This is a genomic window from Arthrobacter sp. TJ-170, from assembly GCF_058269305.1.
The window spans coordinates 135,262-156,492 of sequence record NZ_JBZCNL010000003.1; the positions used below are offsets into that span (position 1 = coordinate 135,262).

The following is a 21,231-nucleotide window of genomic DNA, read 5'->3' on the forward strand; positions in this document are numbered from 1 at the left end:
CTTCCCTCTCCTATTCCACTCTCCTGGGTGTTGGGTGGCTACTGGGCCGGCTTGATTTCAGCCAGCCGCAGTTCGTCACCGGAGGACGAGTTCGGCTCATAGTCGATATTGGCGGCCTTCCCGATCATGCCGGTCTGGTGCATGATGTGGGCGAACTGGACAACTTCGTCGTTCTGGTAAGCGAAGATCTCCTCGAATGCGCTCTGCCGATCCTCATCGGTGGCAGCGTTGGCCTTTTCGATCATGGCGTCCAGCTCGGGGGTCCCGAATGCGCTCTGAGCGCCGTCGGTCATCATGTACTGGTCAACGGTGAAGGCGGCGTCACCGGCCTGGTTGCCGTGCTGTGTCATGTGCAGGATGGCGCCCTCGTCCTCAACGAATGGCCGCACCTGGTACTGAAGGTGCTGGCTGGTTTCGAGCATCTTCAGTTCGACATTCAGTCCAGCCTGCGTCAGCTGTTCCTGGAGCACCTGGCCCAGTTCCTGGATCTTGGGGAATTGCGCGTTGCGGACGATCAGGCTAATCGGTGCGCTGGTGTCCACGCCGTCGGCCTTCGCTTCTGCAACAAGGGACTTGGCCTGCTCCAGATCGAACGGCCAGCCTTCAAGCTCGGTGTTGTGGCCGACGATGCCTTCGGGCACCAGCTGGGCTGCGACGGTTTCCCGGCCACCATAAAGGCTGGCAACAATGCCTTCCTTGTCGATTGCGTAGTTGACCGCCTGACGTACTCGGATGTCGTCAAACGGCGGCTTGTCGTTGTGCATCCGGAGCGCTACGGTCTCATTGTTCGGGTACGGGACCCCAAGGTCGCCGATGTTGTCCTCCGGAGCGATGCCCATTGCGATGTCTGCTTCGCCGGAAGTCACCATGGCAGCGCGCACGGTGCCCTCGGAACGCCACTGATATTCGGCCTTCGGGAAAGCGGGCTTTTCGCCCCAGTATCCGTCGTAGGCAGAGAGAGTAATCTTCTGTCCTGCCTGCCACTCCTCGAGCTGGTACGGGCCGGTGCCGATCGGCTCACGCACCTTCTCGGTAGCCGAGGTCTCGCTCGGGACAACTTCCAGGAAGGATAGACGCAAGGGAAGGATCGGGTCCGGCGCGGCGGTGGTTACGGTCAGTGTGGTGTCATCGACAACCTCGACGGCGAGGTCGTCATCACCGAACACGTAGCCCTCCACATTGCAGCCCAACTCGGAGTTGACGGCGCGTTCGATGGTGTGCGCCGCATCCTCTGCAGTGAAGTCGCTGCCGTCATGGAAGGTCACGCCTTCGCGCAGCTTGAAGGTCCAGGTGGTGTCATCTTCGGAGCTCCATTCCGTGGCGAGCTTCGGTTCAAGCTCCCCAGAGGACGGGTTTCGCTCAACGAGCGGTTCCGTGATCGTGGAGCGGTCGACGACGCCGGTGCTCGTCAGGTTCGATTCGCAGGGTTCCAGCGTGGGCGGCTCCTGCTGAAGGACGACTCGCAGCGTGTCTGAGGCCTCAGCGGGTCCTCCTTCGCCATCGCCCGAGTTGGCTACGGTGCAGCCGCTCAGCACCATGGAGCCGCCGATCGTCACGGATGTCAGGGCGAGGGTTAGGCGGCGCCTGCCCGTGCCCGCCAGTTCAGGTGACCCGGTTGAGGGTTCAAACGTCATTGTTTCCTCCGAGGAAGCGAGTGGTGAGTGCCGGGTAGAGAGTTTGAATGAAGCCGGCTGGACTCAGCTTGTGATCGCCGTCACGGCCCGTCAAGGGGTGGGTTCTTTGTGAAGCGGACGGCGCGCAAGCCGACGACGGAGCAACAGACGCGATTTCCGCGCCACTGAGCGGAACTTATGGATCTATACCTCGGAGGTATCGATCCATGCTAATTGCGTGTTGGACCGGAATGAACGATTTTCCTAGTGTCGCCCCATGAGCATCGACACAGCAGCGCGGTCCGGGAACCCTCCCTCAATCACTGGCGAGCACATCCTGCAGGTAGGTCCGGTCAATCCCGCCGTCGCTGCCGCACTTGCCGATGAGTTCGGTGCTTTGCGCCTCCCGGACGGAGACGGACGGTTGGACTTCCTCACGCACCATGCGGAGGGGATTCGAATCGCCGTCTGTTCCGGCCGGTACGGGGTAGACACCGGATTGATGAGACGGCTGCCAAACCTTGAAGTGATCGTAAATTTCGGTGTCGGCTATGACGCGACCGATGTAGCCCAGGCCCAGGAACGCGGCATCGCCATCAGCAATACGCCGGACGTGCTGACCGAGTGTGTTGCAGACACCGCGCTGTCGCTCTACCTCGACGTACTGCGCCGCATCAGCGCTGCGGATCGTTTCGTCCGCCGCGGAGGCTGGGAGTCGACTTCGTCCTACCCGCTGACCACACGAGCTTCAGGCAAGAAGGTAGGCATCCTTGGCTTGGGCCGCATCGGCAAGGCCATCGCGGCCCGGCTCGATGCATTCGGATGCGAGATTCATTACCACAACCGCCGGCCCGTCGAAGGCTCGGACTACACCTACCATTCATCGCCGACCGAGTTGGCGCAGGCTGTGGAGGTTCTGGTCATCGCCGCTGCTGGAGGGCCGGATTCCGCAGGGCTGGTGGACGCCGGGGTGTTGGCAGCACTCGGAAGCGACGGTTACCTGATCAACATCGCCCGTGGGACCGTCGTCGATGAAGCGGCGCTGGTTTCCGCTCTGACGGATGGCCGCCTGGCAGGAGCGGGGCTGGACGTCTTCGCGTCCGAGCCGCACGTCCCAGCCGAGCTGCTGGAACTCGAGAATGTGGTCCTGCTCCCACACCTGGGAAGCGGCACCCGCGAAACCCGCACGGCGATGGCGGACCTGACACTTGAGAACCTGCGCAGCTATGTGCATGAAGGAAAGCTGGTAACCCCGGTCTAGCCTGGGGTCGGCACTCAACGGCCGTGGTGGCCTCACCGATACTATGATGCACGTTAAGCGCTTGACAGCGCCCAGTCATTCACGTGAGGCATCATGTTTACCTTGGATCAAGCCCGAAGCTTCATCGCAGTTGCCGAGGAGCTCCACTTTGGGCGGGCCGCCGAACGACTCAATATGACCCAGCCACCGCTGAGCCGGCAGATTCAGAAGTTGGAGCGCAGTGTCGGCGTAGAGCTGTTGGAGCGCGACAACCGGAAGGTCTCACTCACTGCTGCCGGTCGCGCCTTCCTGGTTGAAGCCCGAAAGCTCGTTGTCGCTGCCGAACGGGCTCCCAAGACGGCCCAACGCATTGCGGCGGGCAAGTCCGGCCAGCTCCGTGTCGGTTTCACCGCTGCTTCGGGTTTCAGTCTCCTTGGTCCGCTGCTGACGGAGATTGCAACGGAACTGCCCGACGTCGATGTCGAGCTTCAGGAGCTTGTCACCGGCGAACAGGTGGCGGCAATTGCCGACGGGGACCTGGACCTCGGTCTCGCGAGGCCGACCTTTGATGCGGACATTTTCGAGTCGCACCTGTTGTTCACCGAGGACCTGCTGCTGGCTGTTCCGTCCGGGCACGAGCTCGACCGGCTGCACCGGTCGCTGACGGTGACGGATCTGAAGGGGGTGCCGCTGATTATGCACTCGCCCACCAAGGCCAGATACTTCTACGATCTGGTGGTCCGCAACATCCCGGTGGAGCACGGAAATGTTGTGCATACGGTGAGCCAGGTCGTCACGATGGTGGCGCTGGTGGCAGCCGGCAGGGGTGTGGCCTTTGTGCCGGAATCGGCGAGCATGCTGAGCGTGGAGGGCGTCTCCTACCTCCGCCTGGCAGATATCGAGCCCGACGCCGTCGAGCTTCATGCCATCTGGAGCAGGGAAATCCGTAATCCTGCCCTTGGCAGGCTGCTCGAACTCATCAGGACCAAGGACCTGTAGACGCTGATACCCCGAGAGCATCAATCCATACAAAAGTGGGCTTAGACATGCATCATCTGAGTTCCTAGTGTTGAAGTATCCCAGCAAGAAGCACCAACACTCGCCGTCGTGGCGAACTGCCTAAGGAAGATGCATAGTGGCCCAGTACGCGCCCCACGAACTCGCTCAGAAGCTCAAGGACGGCCTGCTGTCCTTCCCGGTGACCGCCTTCACGCCCGAGTTGGCGTTTGATGAGGATGCCTACCGGCAGCACCTGTCATGGCAGACAAGCTTCGACGTCGCAGGCCTCTTCGCTGCCGGCGGCACCGGCGAGGGATTCAGCCTGACCCCGGGCGAGGCGGCGCAGGTCATCCGCGTCGCAGTCGAGGAAGTCGGCGGCAAAGTTCCCGTGCTCGCCTCCGCGGGTGGTTCCACTGCACAGGCCGTGCAGAACGCACAGGACGCGGAAGTTGCCGGCGCCGAGGGCCTCTTGCTTCTCCCGCCGTACCTCACGGAATGCGACCAGGACGGTCTCCTTGCCCACGTCAGCGCCGTATGCTCCGCAACATCGATCGGCGTGATCGTCTACAACCGCGCCAACGCCATCTACTCCGCGGACACCGTCGCCCGTCTTGCTGAGCGCCACCCGAACTTCATCGGGTTCAAGGACGCTATCGGCGACATTGAGCACCTCACCAAGGTCTACGTCAAGAACGGCGACAGGCTGTTCTACCTCGGCGGCCTGCCCACGGCCGAGACGTTCGCACTTCCGTTGCTGCAGCTGGGAATGAGTACCTACTCATCGGCGCTTTACAACTTCGTGCCAGAGTTCGCGCTTGAGTTCTACCGTGACGTACGAAAGCAGGACCATGCAGCCGTCACCGAGAAGTTGCAGCGGTTCGTGCTGCCCTACCTCGACATCCGTGACCGGGTGCGCGGTTACGGCGTCTCCATTGTGAAGGGTGGACTCAAGGTCGTCGGCCGCGACGTAGGTGGCGTACGCCCGCCGCTGCAGAACCTCACCGACGCTGACCTCGCAGACCTGAGCGCACTCATCGATGCAGCGGGAATTCGTCCAGCACCTGCTGCTCTCACCACCGCCTGATCAACCAACCGGTCATCCATCCGTAAGGAGCTTTCATGCCTACCCAGAACGCAACTCTTCAGGGCCACTCGATCATCGCCGGGCAGACCACTTCCGGCAACGCCAAGACTGTCAACGGCTTCGACCCCTCCACCAACGAAACGCTGGAGCCCGCCTACTCGCTGATTGACGTATCGCAGCTTGAGGTCGCCACCGCCGCAGCTGAGGAGGCTTTCGAGTCCTTCAGCCAGCTGGACCCCGATACTCATGCAGCCTTCCTTGACGGAATCGCAGACAGGATTGAGGCCGCGGGTGACGAGGTGGTGGCACGGGCGATGCTCGAGACCGGGCTGCCCGAGCAACGCCTGCGCGGAGAACTTGCTCGCACCACCGGGCAGCTTCGCCTGTTCGCAACAGTGGTTCGCCAGGGCGATCACCGTGGCGTGCGGATCGACCCCGCGCAGCCGGACCGGAAGCCGATGCCGCGTGCTGACATCCGTCAGCGCAAGGTGCCCCTGGGCCCTGTCGCCGTCTTCGGAGCGAGCAACTTCCCGCTCGCGTTCTCCACTGCCGGCGGCGATACCGCTTCGGCCCTGGCTGCCGGCTGCCCGGTCGTGTTCAAGGCCCATAACGCACACCCCGGTACCAGCGAGATTGTTGGCCGCGCGATCGCTGAAGCAGTGAACGACGCCGGACTCCACCCGGGCGTCTTCTCCCTCATCTACGGACCCGGTGCCAGCATCGGCCAGGCGCTCGTGGCTGACCCGGCGATCAAGGCGGTCGGTTTCACCGGATCCCGCTCGGGCGGAACCGCTCTGATGTCCACGGCTGCGTCACGTCCGGAACCCATTCCGGTTTACGCGGAGATGAGCTCGATCAACCCGGTCATCTTCTTCGAGGGGGCGCTGCAGGGTGATCTTGGTGAGCTCGCCAAGGCGTACACCACCTCCCTGACCGCCTCCAGCGGTCAGCTGTGCACCTCTCCCGGCCTCATCTTTGTCCCAACGGGCGACGCCGGTGACAATTTCCTGGCTGCAGTCGCCGCAGCACTCACACCGGCCGCCGGTCAGACCATGCTCACCCGTGGGATCGCAGATTCCTGGAACGCAGGTGTGGAGGCTCTGGGCTCGCAGGACGGCGTCGAACTGGTTGCGCAGGGAACAAAGGGAAGCACGGAGAACGCCCCGGCGCCTGCGGTCTTCGGGACGCAGGCCGAAACGTTCCTCAGCAACCCGGTTCTGCACGAGGAAATCTTCGGTGCAGCCTCCCTCGTGGTGCGTTACTCCTCCACGGAGGAACTGGTGGCGGCCGCCAAGCGCCTGGAAGGGCAGCTGACGGCTACCCTCCACCTCACCGAGTCCGACTATGCGACTGCCGCAGGTGTACTGCCTGTGCTCGAGCGCAAAGTGGGGCGCATCCTCGCCAACGGTTGGCCCACCGGCGTCGAAGTAGGGCACGCCATGGTGCACGGTGGCCCGTTCCCCGCGACCTCGGATTCGCGCACTACCTCGGTCGGCACCCTGGCCATCGAGCGTTTCCTGCGTCCGGTTGCTTACCAGAACATCCCGGAGGACCTTCTGCCGGCGCCTGTGCAGCAGGCGAACCCCTGGAAGCTCAACCGGCGGATTGACGGCAACGTCGTCGCCGAGAATGGAGGGCCTGAAGGAACAGTAGAAGCGACGGGAGAGGACGCTTGAGTACCCAGCCATCCATTGCGGGCGTCGAGGTTGTCCCCGTTGCGGGGTACGACTCCATGCTGCTCAACCTCTCCGGTGCGCATGGGCCGTTCTTCACCCGCAACGTAGTCATCATCACCGACTCCGACGGCCGGACCGGCCTCGGCGAGGTGCCGGGCGGGGAAGCCATTCGGTCCACCATCGAGGAGGCCGGGCGCTTCCTTGCCGGCAAGCCGATTGCTCAGTTCCGTAGCCTCCTGCGTTCGGTCGCTGCAGCCTTTGCGGATCGTGACGCCGGTGGCCGTGGACTGCAGACCTTCGACCTGCGGACCACGGTTCACGCCGTAACCGCGATCGAGTCGGCGTCGCTGGACCTGCATGGCCAGTTCCTTGGTGTCCCTGTCGCAGAACTGCTCGGCGACGGACAGCAGCGTGACGCGGTGCCGATGCTCGGCTACCTCTTCTACATCGGCAACCCCGACCTCACGGACCTGCCCTACCTTCGGGAGCCGGAAGGATCCGACAGCTGGGAGCGCGTGCGTCGTGAGGAGGCCATGACCCCCGAGGCTGTGGTTCGCCTCGCCGAGGCCGCGCAGGCCCGGTACGGGTTCTCCGACTTCAAGCTCAAGGGCGGTGTCCAGGCTGGAGACCTGGAGGTGGACGCCGTGACTGCGCTGAAGGAGCGGTTCCCGGATGCGCGCATCACGCTCGACCCGAACGGTGGCTGGCTGCTTGAGGACGCCATCCGGCTCGGCAAGCGGATGCGTGGCGTCGTTGCCTATGCCGAGGACCCTTGCGGTGCTGAAGGCAAGTTCTCAGGCCGTGAGGTTGTAGCTGAGTTCCGGCGCGCAACCGGGTTGCAGACTGCAACCAACATGATTGCGACTGACTGGCGCGAGATGGCCCATGCCGTGCGCACCAACGCCGTCGACATCCCACTGGCCGATCCGCACTTCTGGACTATGGCCGGTTCCGTTCGGGTGGCGCAGTTGTGCAATGAGTTCGGCCTGACCTGGGGATCGCACTCCAACAACCACTTCGACATCTCGCTGGCGATGTTCACCCACGTGGGCGCTGCAGCTCCGGGGGAGATCACCGCACTGGACACGCACTGGATCTGGCAGGACGGTCAGGGTCTGACCAAGGATCCGCTGCAGATCCGCAACGGCGAGATCCGGGTTCCTGACGCACCGGGCCTTGGCATCGAACTCGACAGGACACGGCTCGACGAGGCGCATACCCTCTATCTCGAGCACGGGCTGGGCGCGCGGGATGATGCGACGTCCATGCAGTATCTGATTCCCGAGTGGACCTTCGATCCGAAGAGGCCTTGCCTGGTCCGCTGATGCGGCTTGGATTTACCGGGTAGGGGCAGGAGGGGTAGTGGAGGGGGTTCTCCTCGGGTTCGGCGTCGTGCTGGCGCTGGTTGGCGTAGGTGTAGTGGCGTCGATCCTCCTCCCTACCCGGACCCGGGCCATGCAGGACGGCCTCACGCCGGTGATCTACTACATCACCAACCCGGCGTTGATGTTCATCCTCCTCGCCGAGACGGAACTCGCCGAGGTGCTCGGCATCTATACGCCGATCGCGCTGGTCGTGGCTGCCGCAACCAGCGCGATCTACGCGCTTTTCAGCCGCTTCGCGCTCAAGCGTCCGGCAGCGCAGACGGCGGTGGGTGCCATGGCCTCCTGCTACGTCAACGCAGGCAACATCGGCATCCCGATCGCCCTGTATGCGGTCGGCAGCTCAGCTCCGGTGGTCTCGGTGCTCCTGGCCCAGCTGCTGGTGATCGCACCGGTCTTCCTCACCATCTTCGCGTGGTGCGGTAGGAAAACAACGACGGCGGTGCCCGGCTCGGCCGGATCATCGCAGTCTGCCGGTGCTGCACCGACACTCGGGCGGACCGTACTGCGCTCGGTCGCCAACCCTGTGACCACCGGTACCGCGGCCGGCGCCCTGTTCGCAGCAACTTCGCTAACGTTGCCGGACATCATCTGGATTCCGCTGGAGATGCTGGGCCAGGCGTCCATTCCGCTGCTGCTGGTGGTCTTCGGGATGAGCCTGCGCGGGCAGAAGCCGCTGGCGCAGCGGAGCCTGCGAGCCGACGTCGTGCTTGGAAGTGTGGTGAAGCTGGCGCTCATGCCGGTGATCGCCTGGGCGGTTGCGTACTACCTGTTCCGTGTCGAGGGCACGGCGCTCCTCGGCGTCGTGGCAATGGCGGCCCTGCCCACGGCGCAGAACGTGTTCCTGTTCTCCTCGCAGTTCGGTCTCAAGGTGACACTGGTGCGTGACATCATCCTGATGAGCTCACTCCTGGCGCTGCCGGCGTCCCTCCTCGTGGCTTTGCTGCTCGGGTGAGCGGACTGTATGGTGCGCGCCAGCAGGGACGCGGCTGCGGTGCTTGAGCTGTCGGTTCCCTGAGCCTCAGATGAGATCCTCCATGAGGCGGGCGAGGATGTCATTCATGGCCAGGAGGCCTATGAGTTGGTTCCCCTCCACCACCACCAATCTGCTGAGGTGGTAGCGGCTCATCAGGGTGGCTGCCTGACGCACGGACAGGTCCTCGTTCACGGTGATCGCGGGTATGGTGGCGGCGTCGTAAACGTTCAGGAGATCGATATCGCCTTCCTGGGCCACGACGGTATCCAGAAGTTCCCTGTAGCTGAGCATGCCGTAGGCGTCATGGGCGTGTTGCCGGTCCACCACAAGGCTCTTCACCTGGCGGTCCCTCATCATGGACAGCGCTTCACGCAGGGTGCTGTAGGGGGAGATCGTCACGACCTGGGGCACCATGACATCTTTGACGGTGAGCATTCTTCCTCCTCGTAACGGGGGTCTTCGTGGAACCTTAGTCAGGTTTCGTCCCGGCGCATGTGCTCTTCGAAGCTGACGATTTGGCGCATATCGATGCCGGTCAGGTGCTCGATTGGAATCGCGAACGCCAGACCGTGGGATTCGGTGCCCTTGACCAGTACCTGGTGCAGTTCCTTCAGGATCGGCGCCGTCAGGTGCGAGCCGACGACCATGAGCAGCACGGACTGGGTCCCTTCGAAGGTCAATCCGAAGAAGGTCTTCCGGGCCTCACTTCCGATGCCCTTGCCCGGCAGGATCGTCACACCCGTTGCACCGGCGCGGTGGGCACGATCTATTACCTTGTCCTCCAACTCATCGGGGGCGATCACGACGACAGCGGTAAACTTCATGCCAGTTCCCTCCTCAAGCGGGGAAATCTCTCCATCAACATGGCATACACCATCACAGCAATGACAGGGAAGATCGAAGCGTAGGCGATTAGCCCGAACCCGTCGATCAGCACGTTCCGACCCTCCACAGCCGCCGCAAGTCCGATACCCAGGGCCGTTACCAATGGAACCGTCACCTCCGAGGTGGTCACCCCGCCAAGGTCGAACGCCAGCGCGGTGATGTACTTCGGGGCCAGGAAAACCAGCACGATCGCCACTGCATAAGAGGCCATGATGAAGTAGTGAAACGGCCCGCCCACCAAGATCCGGTAGACCCCGAAACCGATCCCGAGCCCGACTCCAAGAGCGACAATAATGCGGACAGCAACGGCGTTGATCTTGCCGGGAGAAGCGTCCTGGGCCTGTTCGCCTATGGCTACCAGGGCGGGCTCGGCCATAGTGACCGCGAAGCCAATGAGCACGGCGAAGAGCAGAATCAGGGCCGGGGTTCCCTGCTCGATGAGCTGGTTGGCCATGAGCGTCCCGAGTGGGAACAGTCCGAGCTTGAGTCCCAGGACGAACGCGTAGAGACCCACCAGGACCATGATGAAACCGACCACCACGCGCCAGGGCCGGGCGAGCCTGCGCTGGAGCGCGACGTACTGGAAGAACAGGACCACCCCGACGATCGGCAGGACATTCCGGATCATTTCCGCCAATTCAAGGATCATGCCCAGCACACCGTCTGGAGACTCGTTACCGGAGTCAGCCTGCGGAAGTGCCCCGGCTCCGCCGAAGGAATAGACCCACGTTCCATACAGCTGCACACCGATCACCGGCACCATCACGCACAGAGCGACCAGCCCGAAGCCGTCCACCAGTTGGCTGCGGCCCCGGATCGAATTGGCAAGACCGAGTCCGATAGCCGCAATCAGGGGAACGCTCACGATGTTGGTCGTGACACCGCCGGAGTCGTAAGCCAAACCAACGATCTCCGCCGGGGCAATGTAGGTGAGTCCCAAAGCGACCGCGTATCCGGCGATGAGCAGCTTGTATACGGCCCAACCGCGCAGCACCCGCAGGACGCCAAGAACCAGAACCAGCCCTACCGAGAACGCGATGACGAAGCGCAGGATCAGCCCGTTGATGCGCCCTTCGCTGACAAGTTCAGCCTGTTCGGCCACGGCGATCACGGCCGGCTCGGCAATCGAGGCAGCGAAGCCGATCGCGAAACCAAACGGCAGCAGCAGCCTAAGCGCGCCGCTCCGGACGAACTGGTTAGCCAGGTTCCTCCCCACGGGGAATACGCTCAAATCAAGACCCTGCAGGAACACGGCGATACCAACGGCCACTATCAGTAGTCCCGTGACCAGAGTCCACGGGTCATCGGGCACCCTACGGAACACCAGCACCTGGAATACCGTCACCACGACAACGATGGGCAGAAGACTACTCAGTGCCTTTACGAATTCATTCGCGAAGCGGCTGAGGTGCTCCATCGGGTCCTCTCCCGGTGACGATTCTGCGAGTTCCGTGGCACTTCAGTGTCGCTGGGACGGCAGATCGGTGTCCACACTTACTCTGATTCCGACCCGACGGCGGGGCACCGCGCTGAAGTACCGTTCAACCGCCGCGTAGGACAGACTTGCTCCATGGCAGATTCAGAAGAAATCACAACTCAGGAATCGACCGTGGAGGAGTGGACGGGTGCCCTGGCCGAGTCCGTGGGCTCGCCGGGCGGCGGTGCCGGAGCAGGGGTAATGCTCGCCATTGCGGCGTCGTTGACCTCTATGGTTGCCGGCTACACGGACGGGGAGGATAACCAGCAGGCTCAGCTGGAGGAAATTCTCACGCGGGCGCAAAAGCTCCGGCAGGTTGCGCTCGGTTCGGCAGATGATGACGCTTCTGCTTCGAGCGCGTTCGGGGCGGCGTTTCGCCTGGAACCGGGCGAGGAGCGGGACAACGCAATACGGGAAGCGTCCCTTGGTGCAGCCCGATCGTCGGCAACGCTCGGCGACCACGCCATCGACGCCATCAATGACTTGTCCTGGCTCGCGCACAATGGCAATCCCGCTCTGATTGCCGACGTCGTTGTTGCGTTCGGTGCCCTCAGGGCAGCTGTGACGGGCGCACGTACCAACGTCAGCTTCGACCTGGCCACGCTGCGGTCCTCCGGCCTCACGCTGGAGGAGATCCGGGAACAGCAGCCCGGCCTGTGGGCAACGGTAGAACGGTTGGACTCCGCGATCCAACGTATCGACGCAGCCATGGCCGCCGTCGACGACCGCGCTGCTCCGACCGACTCGGTATGACTGCACGCCGGAAGGCGATCGTTGTAGGCGCCGGAGTGGCGGGTCTTTCCGCGGCTGTTGCCCTGCGCCATTCACAGTGGTCAGTGAAGGTTTTGGAGCAGCAGCCGGAGCTAAGGACTTCAGGCACTGCGGTTGTGCTGCACCGTGCGGCTCTCAAGGGACTTGAAGCTGTCGGCCTCGGCGAGGAAGTTGTGGAGAGAGCCGTTCCGCTGACCCAACTGCAGATACGCACCCGCAGATCCGTGCCGCTCACACCACGCAAGCACGCCACAACCTCCGTGCTGATCAACCGTTCGGCGCTCGTCGCCCTCCTCCGGGCCGCACTGCCGGAGGAAGCGCTCGCCTTCGGACAACCGTTGGCGGCGCGTGATCTCCCGCTGGCGTATGAGGAGGCAGACCTTGTCGTAGCGGCCGATGGCGTGAACAGCAACCTCCGCCAGGCATTGTTCGGACACCGATACGCCGCGGTCGCTACCGGAACCACGGTGTGGCGGGGCACGGCACGAACGACGACGACGGGACTCACCGAATACTGGGGCCAGGGACGTCGTTTCGGGGTCAGCGGCCGCCCCGGCGGAGGAACAAACTGGTACGCAACGGCGGTCCTCGCGCCGGCACAAGATGCATCGCCGCACTCGGCTCTTGAAGAGCTGAAGCGACTGTTCGGACACTGGTGCGGCCCCGTAGCCTCCACAGTGGAGAGCATTGACCGGGAATCCCTCCTGCGGCACGAGATTCACCACCTGGCGAAGCGTTTGCCTCGGTATTACCTCGGCAGGACGGTTCTTGTCGGCGATGCTGCCCACGCCATGACGCCGGATCTCGGACGGGGTGCTAATGAAGCCATTCTCGACGCGCTGGTGCTGGCAGGAAAATTTGAACTGCACGAAGGGGTGGACAGCGCGCTGGCCGATTACGACAGGTCCCGGCGCCCGCGCACCCAACTTGTCGCCGCTGGATCCGCAGCAATCGATGCCCTCGTCCACAGGGTGCCGACGCGAGGGCTAACGGCATTGAGGTTGCGCACCTGAAGCCGCTGAGCGCGGGGGGCGCAACCGTACCCAAGAGCTTCCCCGCATCCAGTACCGTTTGACATGTGACCGTAAACAATGAGCCGACTTCATCGGCGGCTCCGTCCCTGCAGCCCGCTCCGCGCAAGCGCGCCGCCAACATACGCGACGTAGCCAAGGCGGCGGGCGTCTCCCACCAGACCGTTTCACGCGTCATCAACGGGCACCCGAGCCTGCGTGAGAGCACTCGGCAGCGGGTGCTGGAGGCGATGGAGGCACTGCAGTTCCGCCCGAACCGAGCAGCCCGCTCGCTGGTCACCAGCCGCTCCGGCATGATCGGTGTCCTGGTCACGAATGGCACCTACTTCGGTCCTGCCTCTACTCGGGCAGCAATCGAATCCGCAGCCGCCAGCGCAGGCTACCTGGTAGACACCGCTACCCTGACGTCGCTCGATGAGGCGGCTTTCAAGGAGGTCCTGGAGCGGCTGGTCGATCACGCGGTTGAAGGGCTCATCATCCTTGCACCACAGGAAGCCACCCTTCGCCAGTTGGGGCACCTGTCGGTCAAACTCCCGATGGTGACGGTCCACTCGACATCCCCCGCCGATGATCACGGGCTTTCGGTTGACCAAGTCGCCGGCGCGCGGCTCGCAACCCGGCACTTGCTGCAGTTGGGCCACCGGAAGGTGGGACATGTCGCAGGGCCGGCCGGGTGGGTGGAATCGAAGGAGAGAATTCGCGGGTTCCGCACCGAGATGGCGGACTGGGGACTCAATGCGTCGCGGATCGTTACAGGCGACTGGACTTCCGACAGCGGTTTCCGCATGGGCGAGGAGCTCCTCGCGAAGGACCCGCCCACCGCAGTCTTCTCCTCAAACGACCAGATGGCGCTCGGGTTCATGCACGCATGCCGCGAGCGCGGCATGCGGGTTCCCGAAGACATCAGCATTGTCGGCTTTGATGACATGCCCGACGCCGCCCACTTCGCTCCGCCGTTGACCACAGTTCGCCAGGACTTCCCGGAACTGGGACGGCGGTGCGTGGCCCACCTGCTCGTGCAGTTGGGCGCGCCCGTCGAGAACGCGCCGCGAACCGTAGTCCCCGAACTTATAGTCCGCCAGTCAGCGGCAGGGCCCAGATAGAACGCCTCGCGAAAGCGCACGGTGATGGATCATTCGAAATCATTCCACCGGCAGGGCGCTGATCGCGGCGCGTTCGACCTGGAGGCCTCTGTGGTAGCGGTCGAGGTAGGTTGCGAAGCCGGCGACGTCGGCCGCGTGAGGTTCGGTCGTTTCGAATTCGGCGCTGGCGAATACGTTTTTACGCAGGTAAGCGTCCAGGTTGAGCTCATTGCCGGCGACGTTGGCTGAGGCGTACGAAGCCAGCACCGCGATCCCCCAAGGGCCGCCTTCGGAGGCCGTCGCCGCGACGGAAACCGGTGCGGCGAGAGCGCCCGAGAGGAAGCGCTGCGCCACACCGGCTGTGCGGAACATGCCACCGTGCGCAAACATCTGGTCCAGCTCAACGCCCTCGCCGCTGAGCACGCGCATACCCAGGGCGAGGGTACCGAAAACTCCATAGAGTTGGGCGCGCATGAAATTGGCAAGCGTGAATTCGCTGTCCGGCGTCCGTAGGAACAGGGGCCGGCCCTCAGCGATTTCGGCGATCGGTTCCCCGGCGAGGTGGTTGTAGGCGAGCAGGCCACCGGCGTTGGGTGCGCCCTCGAGTGCCTCACGGAAGAGCGTGTTGAAGACGTCATCCGACTCGAGAGCAGCACCGGACGCCGACACGGCTCCGGAGGCGGCAGCGAAGCGGGAGAAGAGCCCTACCCACGCGGCGAGCTCGCTGGCGCCATTGTTGCAGTGCACCATCGCTACCGGGTCACCGGAAGGAGTTGTCACCAGATCCAGTTCGTGGTGCACCCGATCCAGCGGACGTTCGAGTACCACCATCGCGAAGATGCTCGTGCCGGCGCTGACGTTGCCGGTGCGGGGGGCAACCGAGCAAGTTGCCACCATCCCGGTGCCGGCGTCACCCTCCGGGGGGCACAGAAGGGCACCGGGCTGGAGACTGCCCGTGGGGTCAAGGAGGGCGGCTCCCTCAGCTGTCAGCTCGCCTGCCGGTTGTCCCGCCACCAGTACGTCGGGGAGGAGTTCGGAAAGCTTCAGGCCGGGTGCAGTTTGGGCTGCCAAGTTGTCATAGCGGGACAGCAGTTCGGCGTCGTAGTCATTGGTGCGGGAGTCGATGGGGAACATCCCGGACGCATCCCCCACACCAAGGACCTTGCGCCCGGTCAGCTCACGGTGCACATAGCCGGCAAGGGTTGTGATGGAGCGAATCTGCGACACATGCGGTTCACCGTCCAGTAGGGCCTGATGCAGGTGTGCAACTGACCACCGCAGCGGGATATTGACTCCGAAGAGTTCGGTGAGCTCGGCCGCCGCCGGCCCGGTGTTGGTGTTGCGCCAGGTACGGAAGGGAACGAGGAGTTCGTCGCTGTCGTCGAAGGCCAGGTAACCATGCATCATCCCTGAGACACCTATCGCGCTCAGGCTGCCCAGGCGTGTGCCGTAGCGGCCTTCGACGTCGGCGGCCAGATCCGCGTAGGCGGCCTGAATGCCCGTCCAGACGGCTTCCAGCGAATAGGTCCAAAGGCGGTCGACGAGTTTGTTCTCCCAGTCATGACTGCCTACAGCCAGGACCGTCGAAGGGTCCTCACCAATCAGGCACGCCTTGATGCGCGTCGATCCGAGCTCGATTCCGAGGCAGGCACGGCCGCCGGCAATAACGTCCTTGGGGTCGGTCATGAGCAAAGTCTCCTTAGATAAGAGGTCACGGCTGCTAAGAGAAAGGCCAAGCCCTAGCCATTTTGGAACTGGCCTGTTTTTCTGACCGATCCGTCAATGGGAAGTGTCGCGACCCTGCCATGCTTGACATCAAACGTGAGCTCCAGCATATAGTGTGAACGGTCACATTAGGTAGTTCCCAGTGCATAGCCGCCGTGAAATTCGGCAGCTACCGTCGCCGCAGCCAGAAAGACCTGATGCAGCGATTCAAGGAACTCCTCCGGGCCGCCTACTCGAAAGCGATGGTCAACGCATGACTAGCACCACTGAGTCCTTCACTGATCGTGAACTGGACGCCATCAACGCCGTCCGCCGGGATGTGGCCACGCTCCATGGCGAGCTGGTCCGCTACAACCTTGTTGTCTGGACGGGTGGAAACGTATCGGGACGCGTGCCCGGCATGGATCTCTTCGTCATCAAGCCGAGCGGTGTGGACTATGACCACCTGACGCCGGAGAACCAGATCCTGTGCGACCTCGACGGCAACGTCATCGCAGGCACACCCGGTTCTGAGCGCTCACCCTCCAGCGACACCGCTGCCCACGCGTACGTCTACCGCAACATGCCCCGCGTCGGGGGAGTGGTCCACACCCATTCCACCTACGCGACGGCGTGGGCTGCCCGCGGTGAGTCCATCCCGTGCGTGATCACCGCCATGGCGGACGAGTTCGGCGGCGAAATCCCGGTGGGCCCGTTTGCGATCATTGGTGATGACTCGATCGGCCGCGGCATCGTCGACACGCTGACCGGCCACCGCTCGCGGGCGGTTCTGATGCAGAACCACGGACCGTTCACCATCGGCAAGGACGCGCGCGACGCCGTCAAAGCCGCCGTCATGCTCGAGGACGTGGCCCGCACCATCCACATCTCCCGTCAGCTCGGCGACCCGCTGCCCATCGAGCAGCGCCACATCGAATCCCTCTTTGACCGCTATCAGAACGTTTACGGGCAGTCCACGCCCGCAGGAACCGGAGCCGCACTATGACTACCCTGAACACCTCGCTCGACCAGTACGAGATCTGGTTCCTCACCGGCAGCCAGGACCTCTACGGTGACGAAACACTCCGCCAGGTGGCCGAGCAGTCCCAGCAGATCGTGAAGATGATCGGCGCGTCCGATGTGCCGGTCAAGGTGGTGTGGAAACCGACTCTGAAGGACTCTGCTTCCATCCGCCGCATGGCCCTGGAGGCGAATGCCAGCGACAAGACGATTGGCGTCATCGCCTGGATGCACACGTTCAGTCCCGCCAAGATGTGGATTGCCGGGCTCGATACGCTGCGCAAGCCGCTGCTTCACCTGCACACGCAGATCAACGTCGAGCTGCCCTGGGCTGACATCGATTTCGACTTCATGAACCTCAACCAGGCTGCCCACGGTGACCGCGAATTCGGCTACATCCAGACCCGGCTCTCGGTGGCGCGGAAGACCGTCGTCGGGCACGTCTCCAACCCCGCTGTGACCGCACAGATCGCTACCTGGTCCCGCGCGGCCGCCGGCTGGGCCGCCGTCCATGAACTCAAGGTTGCCCGTTTCGGCGACAACATGCGCAACGTCGCCGTCACCGAGGGCGATAAAACCGAGGCCGAGCTGCGCTTCGGGGTCTCCATCAATACCTGGGGTGTCAACGAGCTCGTCGAGGTGGTGGACGCGCAGTCCGACGCGGACATCGACGCGCTGGTCGAAGAGTACGAGGCAACGTACGACGTCGTTCCTGAGCTGCGGCGCGGAGGCGACCGTCACGAGTCCCTCCGGTACGGAGCGCGGCAGGAGCTCGCGCTCAGGTCCTTCCTCGAGGGCGGTTCCTTCGGTGCGTTCACGACGACGTTTGAGGACCTCGGCGGACTGCGCCAGCTTCCCGGGTTGGCAGTTCAGCGCCTGATGGCCGCAGGCTACGGCTTCGGCGCCGAAGGCGACTGGAAGACAGCCGTCCTGGTCCGCGCAGCCAAGGTGATGGGCGCCGGACTGCCGGGCGGCGCATCGCTGATGGAGGACTACACGTACCACCTGGTGCCTGGGGAGGAGAAGATCCTGGGCGCGCACATGCTGGAGATCTGCCCCACCCTCACCACGTCAAAGCCCACCCTTGAGGTGCACCCCCTGGGCATCGGCGGCAAGGAGGACCCGGTGCGCCTGGTGTTCGATACGGACTCAGGCGACGCCGTCGTAGTTGCCATGTCCGACATGCGGGACCGCTTCCGTCTCACGGCCAACGCCGTCGAGGTGGTCCCGCCGGACGCACCTCTGCCGAACCTGCCGGTGGCACGCGCCGTCTGGAAGCCGCAGCCGGACCTGGCGACGTCGGCTGCTGCCTGGCTGAGTGCCGGGGCTGCGCACCATACCGTAATGAGCACCGCCGTCGGCCTCGATGTATTCGAGGACTTCGCCGACATTGCCGGCACCGAACTGCTCCGCATCGACAGCACGACGACGCTGCGTGAGTTCCAGCGCGAGCTGCGGTGGAACTCGGCCTACTACCGGCTGGCGCAGAAGCTTTAGTCTTGTAGTTCATTCGGCAGGGGCACGCCCCTTATCCCCGTGCATTAGGGGTGTGTCCTGCCAACTCACGTGTAGGAGAAACTGATGACGAACGACGTCGGCACCAACTGGGCGGGCAACCTGGCCTACAGCGCTTCAACCCTGCATCACCCCGCCACAGTGGACGAGGTGCGCCGGATTGTTGCCGCGTCAACGTCAATCCGTGCACTGGGATCGCGCCACTCCTTCAACGACATCGCTGACGGGACCGCCGAGTTGCTGTCGACGGCGGCGCTGTCCGGCCCGGTAACGATCAACCCGGACCGCTCCACCGTGACCGTAGGCGCCGGAATCCGCTACGGCGAGTTGGCCGGTGAGCTCGAGAGGGAAGGGTTAGCGCTGGCGAACCTCGCCTCGCTGCCGCACATCTCGGTGGGAGGGGCCGTGGCAACGGGGACCCACGGCTCCGGCAACCGGAACCGCAGCCTGGCGGCAGCCGTCGTCGGGTTGGAATTGGTGACCGGCAGCGGTGACCTGATGCGGTTCGAAGCCGGAGACCCCGACTATGAGGGCGCGGTAATCAACCTTGGCGCACTGGGTATCGTCACGAGCCTCGATCTGGAGATTGAGCCGGCCTTCGAGGTAGAGCAAACCGTTTTTGAAAAACTGCCGCTGGAAAATTTGGTGCAGAATTTCGACGGCGTGACCGGCGCCGCGTACAGCGTCAGTGTCTTCATTACGTGGCGCGATCCGGACGTGGCCGACTCGGTGTGGGTGAAGCGTCGGCCGGACCGAGATGCGCCGCTGGCGGCGACTCTGTTTGGTGCGCTTCCCGCGGAGGATGAGCGACACCCTCTGCCCGGGCTGCCGGCCATCGGATGCACTCCCCAGCTGGGTGCGGCGGGCCCCTGGTACAACCGGCTGCCCCACTTCAAGCTCGACTTCACCCCCAGCAACGGTGTGGAGCTCCAGTCGGAGTACCTTGTTCCCCGCGAGCATGCTGTAGCCGCCATCCGCGCGGTCAGGGAGCTCAGCGCCGAAATCGCGCCTCTCCTGCAGGTCAACGAAATCCGAACGGTTGCCGCCGATGAGCTGTGGCTGAGCTCAAGCTACGGAACCGACGCCGTCGGCCTGCATTTCACCTGGATCCAGGATCAACCCGCCGTCGAAGCGTTCCTGCCGACTCTTGAGGCAGCGCTGGAGCCGTACTCGGCAAGGCCGCACTGGGGCAAGCTGTTCACTGCCGGCGCCCACGATCTTGACCGGCTCTATCCGCGGCTGGAGGACTTCCGGATCCTGGCGAAGCGGCTCGATCCCGAAGGTGTCTTCACCAACCCGTTCACCGAAGCCGTTATGGGGCGCTGAAACCCCTGGGGCCCTGCGAACGCTTCCCGACAATAACCACGCCCGCGGCCAGCAGGAGCAGCGCGGCGCTGATACCGGGCAGCAGCGGGAAGCCGGTTGCTTCGGAGGCCGGTTCCTCGCTTCCGGCGGCTGGTGTGATCGGAGCCGGTGTATCAGAGGGCGTAGGAGCCTGATACATCGGCGCCCAGGCATACGGAGGCATCGCAAACGGTGCGATCTCCTTTTCGGGTTCTTCGGTTTCTTCCGCAACGGGTTCCGGAACAGGTTCAAGCGGCACAAACTCCAACGGCGGCGGAAACACCGGGGCGGGCGGAGGGGGAAGAACCAACTGCTGGGGAGCCGGGGCCGGGGCCGGTTGAGCCGGCGGTGGCGGTGGCGCCGGTGCGGGTGGCGGTGGCGGCTCGACGGGCGCGGGCGCTGGCGGCTCGACGGGCGCAGGCGCTGGTGCGGGTTCCTCCGTCGGTTCCGGCTCAGGTGCAGGAGTTACCACTTCTGGAGGAGCAGTTGTTGGCGGAGCAGTCGTTGGCGGTGCCGGGTCGGGCTCATCGAGATCCGGATCAAGCGGGCCTTCCCACTCCGGGGACGGGTTATTGCTAGGCCCTGTGGGGGGATCCACTGGTTCCTGCGGTCCGTTCGGATCTGCTGGCTCCTCCGGTGCATCCGGGTCTGCTGGTTCCTCCGGTGCATCCGGGTCCGCTGGTTCCTCCGGACCTGCTGGTTCCTCCGGATCCAAGGTCGGGTCAATGGGCTCCGGGGCAGGGCTCGACGGGGCGGCAGGAGCATCGCCAGGCCTGTGTTCGGCATGGGCGACCGGAGCGGCGGCGAACGTTGCTCCGATGAAGAGCGCCGCCCCTGCGGTGTATTTGAACCAGTTGTTAGTGCTCTGCACAGATATCTCCCAACGCTGCACGGGCGACGGGCGCTACACAGCTCCACGTTCCAGGCGTCGGCGCGTTGAATACGAGCCACCCGACCGTAAGTGTGCTTACTAGTTTACACAAAAGGCTCGAAGATGTATCCCGGTCAAATTCAGTATCAGCCGCGCAACCGGGCTCCCGTCCATGCGAAAAGCTCCGGAATGATGGTGGGCGCAGAGTCGAGGAAGAAGGAAAGCATGGAAATCGCCGGGATGATCAGGACTGCAGTTAGCAGGAGATTGATGATCAATGAGACCTTCCCGGTCGTGGCGCTGGACTGCCGCGGGTCGAATAAGCGCAGAGATAACCAGCCAAAGCCACCAGTCCCATCGGGCATAGCAGCGCGGCCCCATACACGATGACGACGTCGATCATCCAGCCCTCGTCTGCTGGAACGGAGGCGAACATTAGGTAGATCAGGGCTGCAAGCGCGAGGACGATGACTGGTGCAATCAGTCCAAGCAGCCTTCTCATCATCCAGAAACCCGACCCCCGGGTTTTCCGGTGTCTGCTCCATAGTTAGCGCCGTTCTC

The 21,231-nt window shown here is 63.8% G+C and carries 20 protein-coding genes; 12 read left to right on the top strand and 8 right to left on the bottom strand.

What is annotated here, in order from left to right:
• Positions 1-38 precede the first annotated feature (38 nt).
• Positions 39-1,634, bottom strand: a complete 1,596-nt coding sequence (locus AC4D1W_RS07565; RefSeq protein ID WP_490898312.1) for an ABC transporter substrate-binding protein — start codon at positions 1,632-1,634, stop codon at positions 39-41.
• Positions 1,635-1,890: 256 nt separating this feature from the next.
• Between AC4D1W_RS07565 and AC4D1W_RS07570 the strand changes: the two genes are divergently transcribed.
• The 6 genes from AC4D1W_RS07570 to AC4D1W_RS07595 all read left to right on the top strand — a co-directional run bounded on the left by AC4D1W_RS07570 (position 1,891) and on the right by AC4D1W_RS07595 (position 8,949).
• On the top strand, positions 1,891-2,874 hold the full coding sequence (locus AC4D1W_RS07570) for a 2-hydroxyacid dehydrogenase (protein WP_490898313.1): 984 nt from the start codon (positions 1,891-1,893) through the stop codon (positions 2,872-2,874).
• Positions 2,875-2,967: 93 nt separating this feature from the next.
• On the top strand, positions 2,968-3,852 hold the full coding sequence (locus tag AC4D1W_RS07575; protein WP_490898314.1) for a LysR family transcriptional regulator: 885 nt from the start codon (positions 2,968-2,970) through the stop codon (positions 3,850-3,852).
• A 136-nt stretch (positions 3,853-3,988) separates the two neighbouring features.
• Positions 3,989-4,936, top strand: a complete 948-nt coding sequence (gene kdgD, locus AC4D1W_RS07580) for a 5-dehydro-4-deoxyglucarate dehydratase (RefSeq protein ID WP_490898315.1) — start codon at positions 3,989-3,991, stop codon at positions 4,934-4,936.
• 35 nt (positions 4,937-4,971) lie between these two features.
• A complete protein-coding gene (locus tag AC4D1W_RS07585) occupies positions 4,972-6,612 on the top strand; it encodes an aldehyde dehydrogenase (NADP(+)) (protein ID WP_490898316.1) in 1,641 nt (546 codons plus the stop codon).
• A complete protein-coding gene (locus AC4D1W_RS07590; protein WP_490898317.1) occupies positions 6,609-7,937 on the top strand; it encodes an enolase C-terminal domain-like protein in 1,329 nt (442 codons plus the stop codon). The genes AC4D1W_RS07585 and AC4D1W_RS07590 overlap by 4 nt, the downstream gene beginning before the upstream one ends.
• A 37-nt stretch (positions 7,938-7,974) precedes the next feature.
• Positions 7,975-8,949, top strand: a complete 975-nt coding sequence (locus tag AC4D1W_RS07595) for an AEC family transporter (protein ID WP_490898318.1) — start codon at positions 7,975-7,977, stop codon at positions 8,947-8,949.
• A 66-nt stretch (positions 8,950-9,015) separates the two neighbouring features.
• Here AC4D1W_RS07595 and AC4D1W_RS07600 read toward each other — a convergent pair whose 3' ends face one another.
• From AC4D1W_RS07600 to AC4D1W_RS07610, 3 genes are read right to left on the bottom strand one after another with little or no spacing between them, the layout of a single operon-like run.
• Positions 9,016-9,405, bottom strand: coding sequence for a CBS domain-containing protein (locus tag AC4D1W_RS07600; protein ID WP_490891336.1), 390 nt, complete (start codon positions 9,403-9,405; stop codon positions 9,016-9,018).
• A 38-nt stretch (positions 9,406-9,443) separates the two neighbouring features.
• Complete coding sequence (locus tag AC4D1W_RS07605) at positions 9,444-9,794, bottom strand: P-II family nitrogen regulator (protein ID WP_490891338.1); 351 nt, start codon at positions 9,792-9,794, stop codon at positions 9,444-9,446.
• Complete coding sequence (locus AC4D1W_RS07610) at positions 9,791-11,272, bottom strand: DUF1538 domain-containing protein (protein WP_490898319.1); 1,482 nt, start codon at positions 11,270-11,272, stop codon at positions 9,791-9,793. Before AC4D1W_RS07610 ends, AC4D1W_RS07605 begins: the two co-directional genes overlap by 4 nt.
• Before the next feature lie 153 nt (positions 11,273-11,425).
• Between AC4D1W_RS07610 and AC4D1W_RS07615 the strand changes: the two genes are divergently transcribed.
• The 3 genes from AC4D1W_RS07615 to AC4D1W_RS07625 all read left to right on the top strand — a co-directional run bounded on the left by AC4D1W_RS07615 (position 11,426) and on the right by AC4D1W_RS07625 (position 14,237).
• Positions 11,426-12,085 (top strand): cyclodeaminase/cyclohydrolase family protein, encoded by a 660-nt coding sequence (locus AC4D1W_RS07615; RefSeq protein WP_490898320.1) that lies wholly within the window; start codon positions 11,426-11,428, stop codon positions 12,083-12,085.
• Complete coding sequence (locus AC4D1W_RS07620) at positions 12,082-13,116, top strand: FAD-dependent monooxygenase (RefSeq protein WP_490898321.1); 1,035 nt, start codon at positions 12,082-12,084, stop codon at positions 13,114-13,116. Before AC4D1W_RS07615 ends, AC4D1W_RS07620 begins: the two co-directional genes overlap by 4 nt.
• A gap of 65 nt (positions 13,117-13,181) precedes the next feature.
• Positions 13,182-14,237, top strand: a complete 1,056-nt coding sequence (locus AC4D1W_RS07625) for a LacI family DNA-binding transcriptional regulator (protein ID WP_490898322.1) — start codon at positions 13,182-13,184, stop codon at positions 14,235-14,237.
• A 39-nt stretch (positions 14,238-14,276) separates the two neighbouring features.
• Here the strand turns inward: AC4D1W_RS07625 and AC4D1W_RS07630 are convergent, their stop codons facing one another.
• A complete protein-coding gene (locus AC4D1W_RS07630; RefSeq protein WP_490898323.1) occupies positions 14,277-15,902 on the bottom strand; it encodes a xylulokinase in 1,626 nt (541 codons plus the stop codon).
• A 292-nt stretch (positions 15,903-16,194) separates the two neighbouring features.
• Here AC4D1W_RS07630 and AC4D1W_RS07635 point away from each other — a divergent pair, with 292 nt between their 5' ends.
• The 3 genes from AC4D1W_RS07635 (at position 16,195) to AC4D1W_RS07645 (ending at position 19,781) form a co-directional block, all read left to right on the top strand.
• Positions 16,195-16,926: an L-ribulose-5-phosphate 4-epimerase gene (locus AC4D1W_RS07635; protein ID WP_490898324.1), complete on the top strand. Its 732-nt coding sequence runs from the start codon at positions 16,195-16,197 to the stop codon at positions 16,924-16,926.
• Positions 16,923-18,437, top strand: a complete 1,515-nt coding sequence (gene araA / locus AC4D1W_RS07640; RefSeq protein WP_490898325.1) for an L-arabinose isomerase — start codon at positions 16,923-16,925, stop codon at positions 18,435-18,437. Before AC4D1W_RS07635 ends, araA begins: the two co-directional genes overlap by 4 nt.
• 84 nt (positions 18,438-18,521) lie before the next feature.
• Positions 18,522-19,781 carry a D-arabinono-1,4-lactone oxidase gene (locus AC4D1W_RS07645; RefSeq protein WP_490898326.1) on the top strand — a complete coding sequence of 420 codons (1,260 nt, stop codon included), beginning with the start codon at positions 18,522-18,524 and terminating at the stop codon, positions 19,779-19,781.
• Here the strand turns inward: AC4D1W_RS07645 and AC4D1W_RS07650 are convergent.
• The 3 genes from AC4D1W_RS07650 to AC4D1W_RS07660 all read right to left on the bottom strand — a co-directional run bounded on the left by AC4D1W_RS07650 (position 19,768) and on the right by AC4D1W_RS07660 (position 21,175).
• Positions 19,768-20,058 carry a hypothetical protein gene (locus tag AC4D1W_RS07650; protein ID WP_490898327.1) on the bottom strand — a complete coding sequence of 97 codons (291 nt, stop codon included), beginning with the start codon at positions 20,056-20,058 and terminating at the stop codon, positions 19,768-19,770. The genes AC4D1W_RS07645 and AC4D1W_RS07650 overlap by 14 nt on opposite strands.
• Before the next feature lie 758 nt (positions 20,059-20,816).
• Positions 20,817-20,948, bottom strand: a complete 132-nt coding sequence (locus AC4D1W_RS07655) for a hypothetical protein (RefSeq protein ID WP_490898328.1) — start codon at positions 20,946-20,948, stop codon at positions 20,817-20,819.
• Positions 20,945-21,175, bottom strand: coding sequence for a hypothetical protein (locus tag AC4D1W_RS07660; protein ID WP_490898329.1), 231 nt, complete (start codon positions 21,173-21,175; stop codon positions 20,945-20,947). Before AC4D1W_RS07660 ends, AC4D1W_RS07655 begins: the two co-directional genes overlap by 4 nt.
• Positions 21,176-21,231 lie beyond the last annotated feature (56 nt).

Excerpts from the sequence above, each read along its gene's own strand:
- AC4D1W_RS07565 (WP_490898312.1), bottom strand. The coding sequence starts at position 1,634 with ATGACGTTTGAACCCTCAACCGGGTCACCTGAACTGGCGGGCACGGGC.
- AC4D1W_RS07570 (WP_490898313.1), top strand. The coding sequence starts at position 1,891 with ATGAGCATCGACACAGCAGCGCGGTCCGGGAACCCTCCCTCAATCACT.
- AC4D1W_RS07575 (WP_490898314.1), top strand. The coding sequence starts at position 2,968 with ATGTTTACCTTGGATCAAGCCCGAAGCTTCATCGCAGTTGCCGAGGAG.
- AC4D1W_RS07585 (WP_490898316.1), top strand. The coding sequence starts at position 4,972 with ATGCCTACCCAGAACGCAACTCTTCAGGGCCACTCGATCATCGCCGGG.
- AC4D1W_RS07600 (WP_490891336.1), bottom strand. The coding sequence starts at position 9,405 with ATGCTCACCGTCAAAGATGTCATGGTGCCCCAGGTCGTGACGATCTCC.
- AC4D1W_RS07605 (WP_490891338.1), bottom strand. The coding sequence starts at position 9,794 with ATGAAGTTTACCGCTGTCGTCGTGATCGCCCCCGATGAGTTGGAGGAC.
- AC4D1W_RS07610 (WP_490898319.1), bottom strand. The coding sequence starts at position 11,272 with ATGGAGCACCTCAGCCGCTTCGCGAATGAATTCGTAAAGGCACTGAGT.
- AC4D1W_RS07615 (WP_490898320.1), top strand. The coding sequence starts at position 11,426 with ATGGCAGATTCAGAAGAAATCACAACTCAGGAATCGACCGTGGAGGAG.
- AC4D1W_RS07620 (WP_490898321.1), top strand. The coding sequence starts at position 12,082 with ATGACTGCACGCCGGAAGGCGATCGTTGTAGGCGCCGGAGTGGCGGGT.
- AC4D1W_RS07630 (WP_490898323.1), bottom strand. The coding sequence starts at position 15,902 with ATGACCGACCCCAAGGACGTTATTGCCGGCGGCCGTGCCTGCCTCGGA.
- AC4D1W_RS07635 (WP_490898324.1), top strand. The coding sequence starts at position 16,195 with ATGACTAGCACCACTGAGTCCTTCACTGATCGTGAACTGGACGCCATC.
- araA (WP_490898325.1), top strand. The coding sequence starts at position 16,923 with ATGACTACCCTGAACACCTCGCTCGACCAGTACGAGATCTGGTTCCTC.
- AC4D1W_RS07645 (WP_490898326.1), top strand. The coding sequence starts at position 18,522 with ATGACGAACGACGTCGGCACCAACTGGGCGGGCAACCTGGCCTACAGC.
- AC4D1W_RS07660 (WP_490898329.1), bottom strand. The coding sequence starts at position 21,175 with ATGATGAGAAGGCTGCTTGGACTGATTGCACCAGTCATCGTCCTCGCG.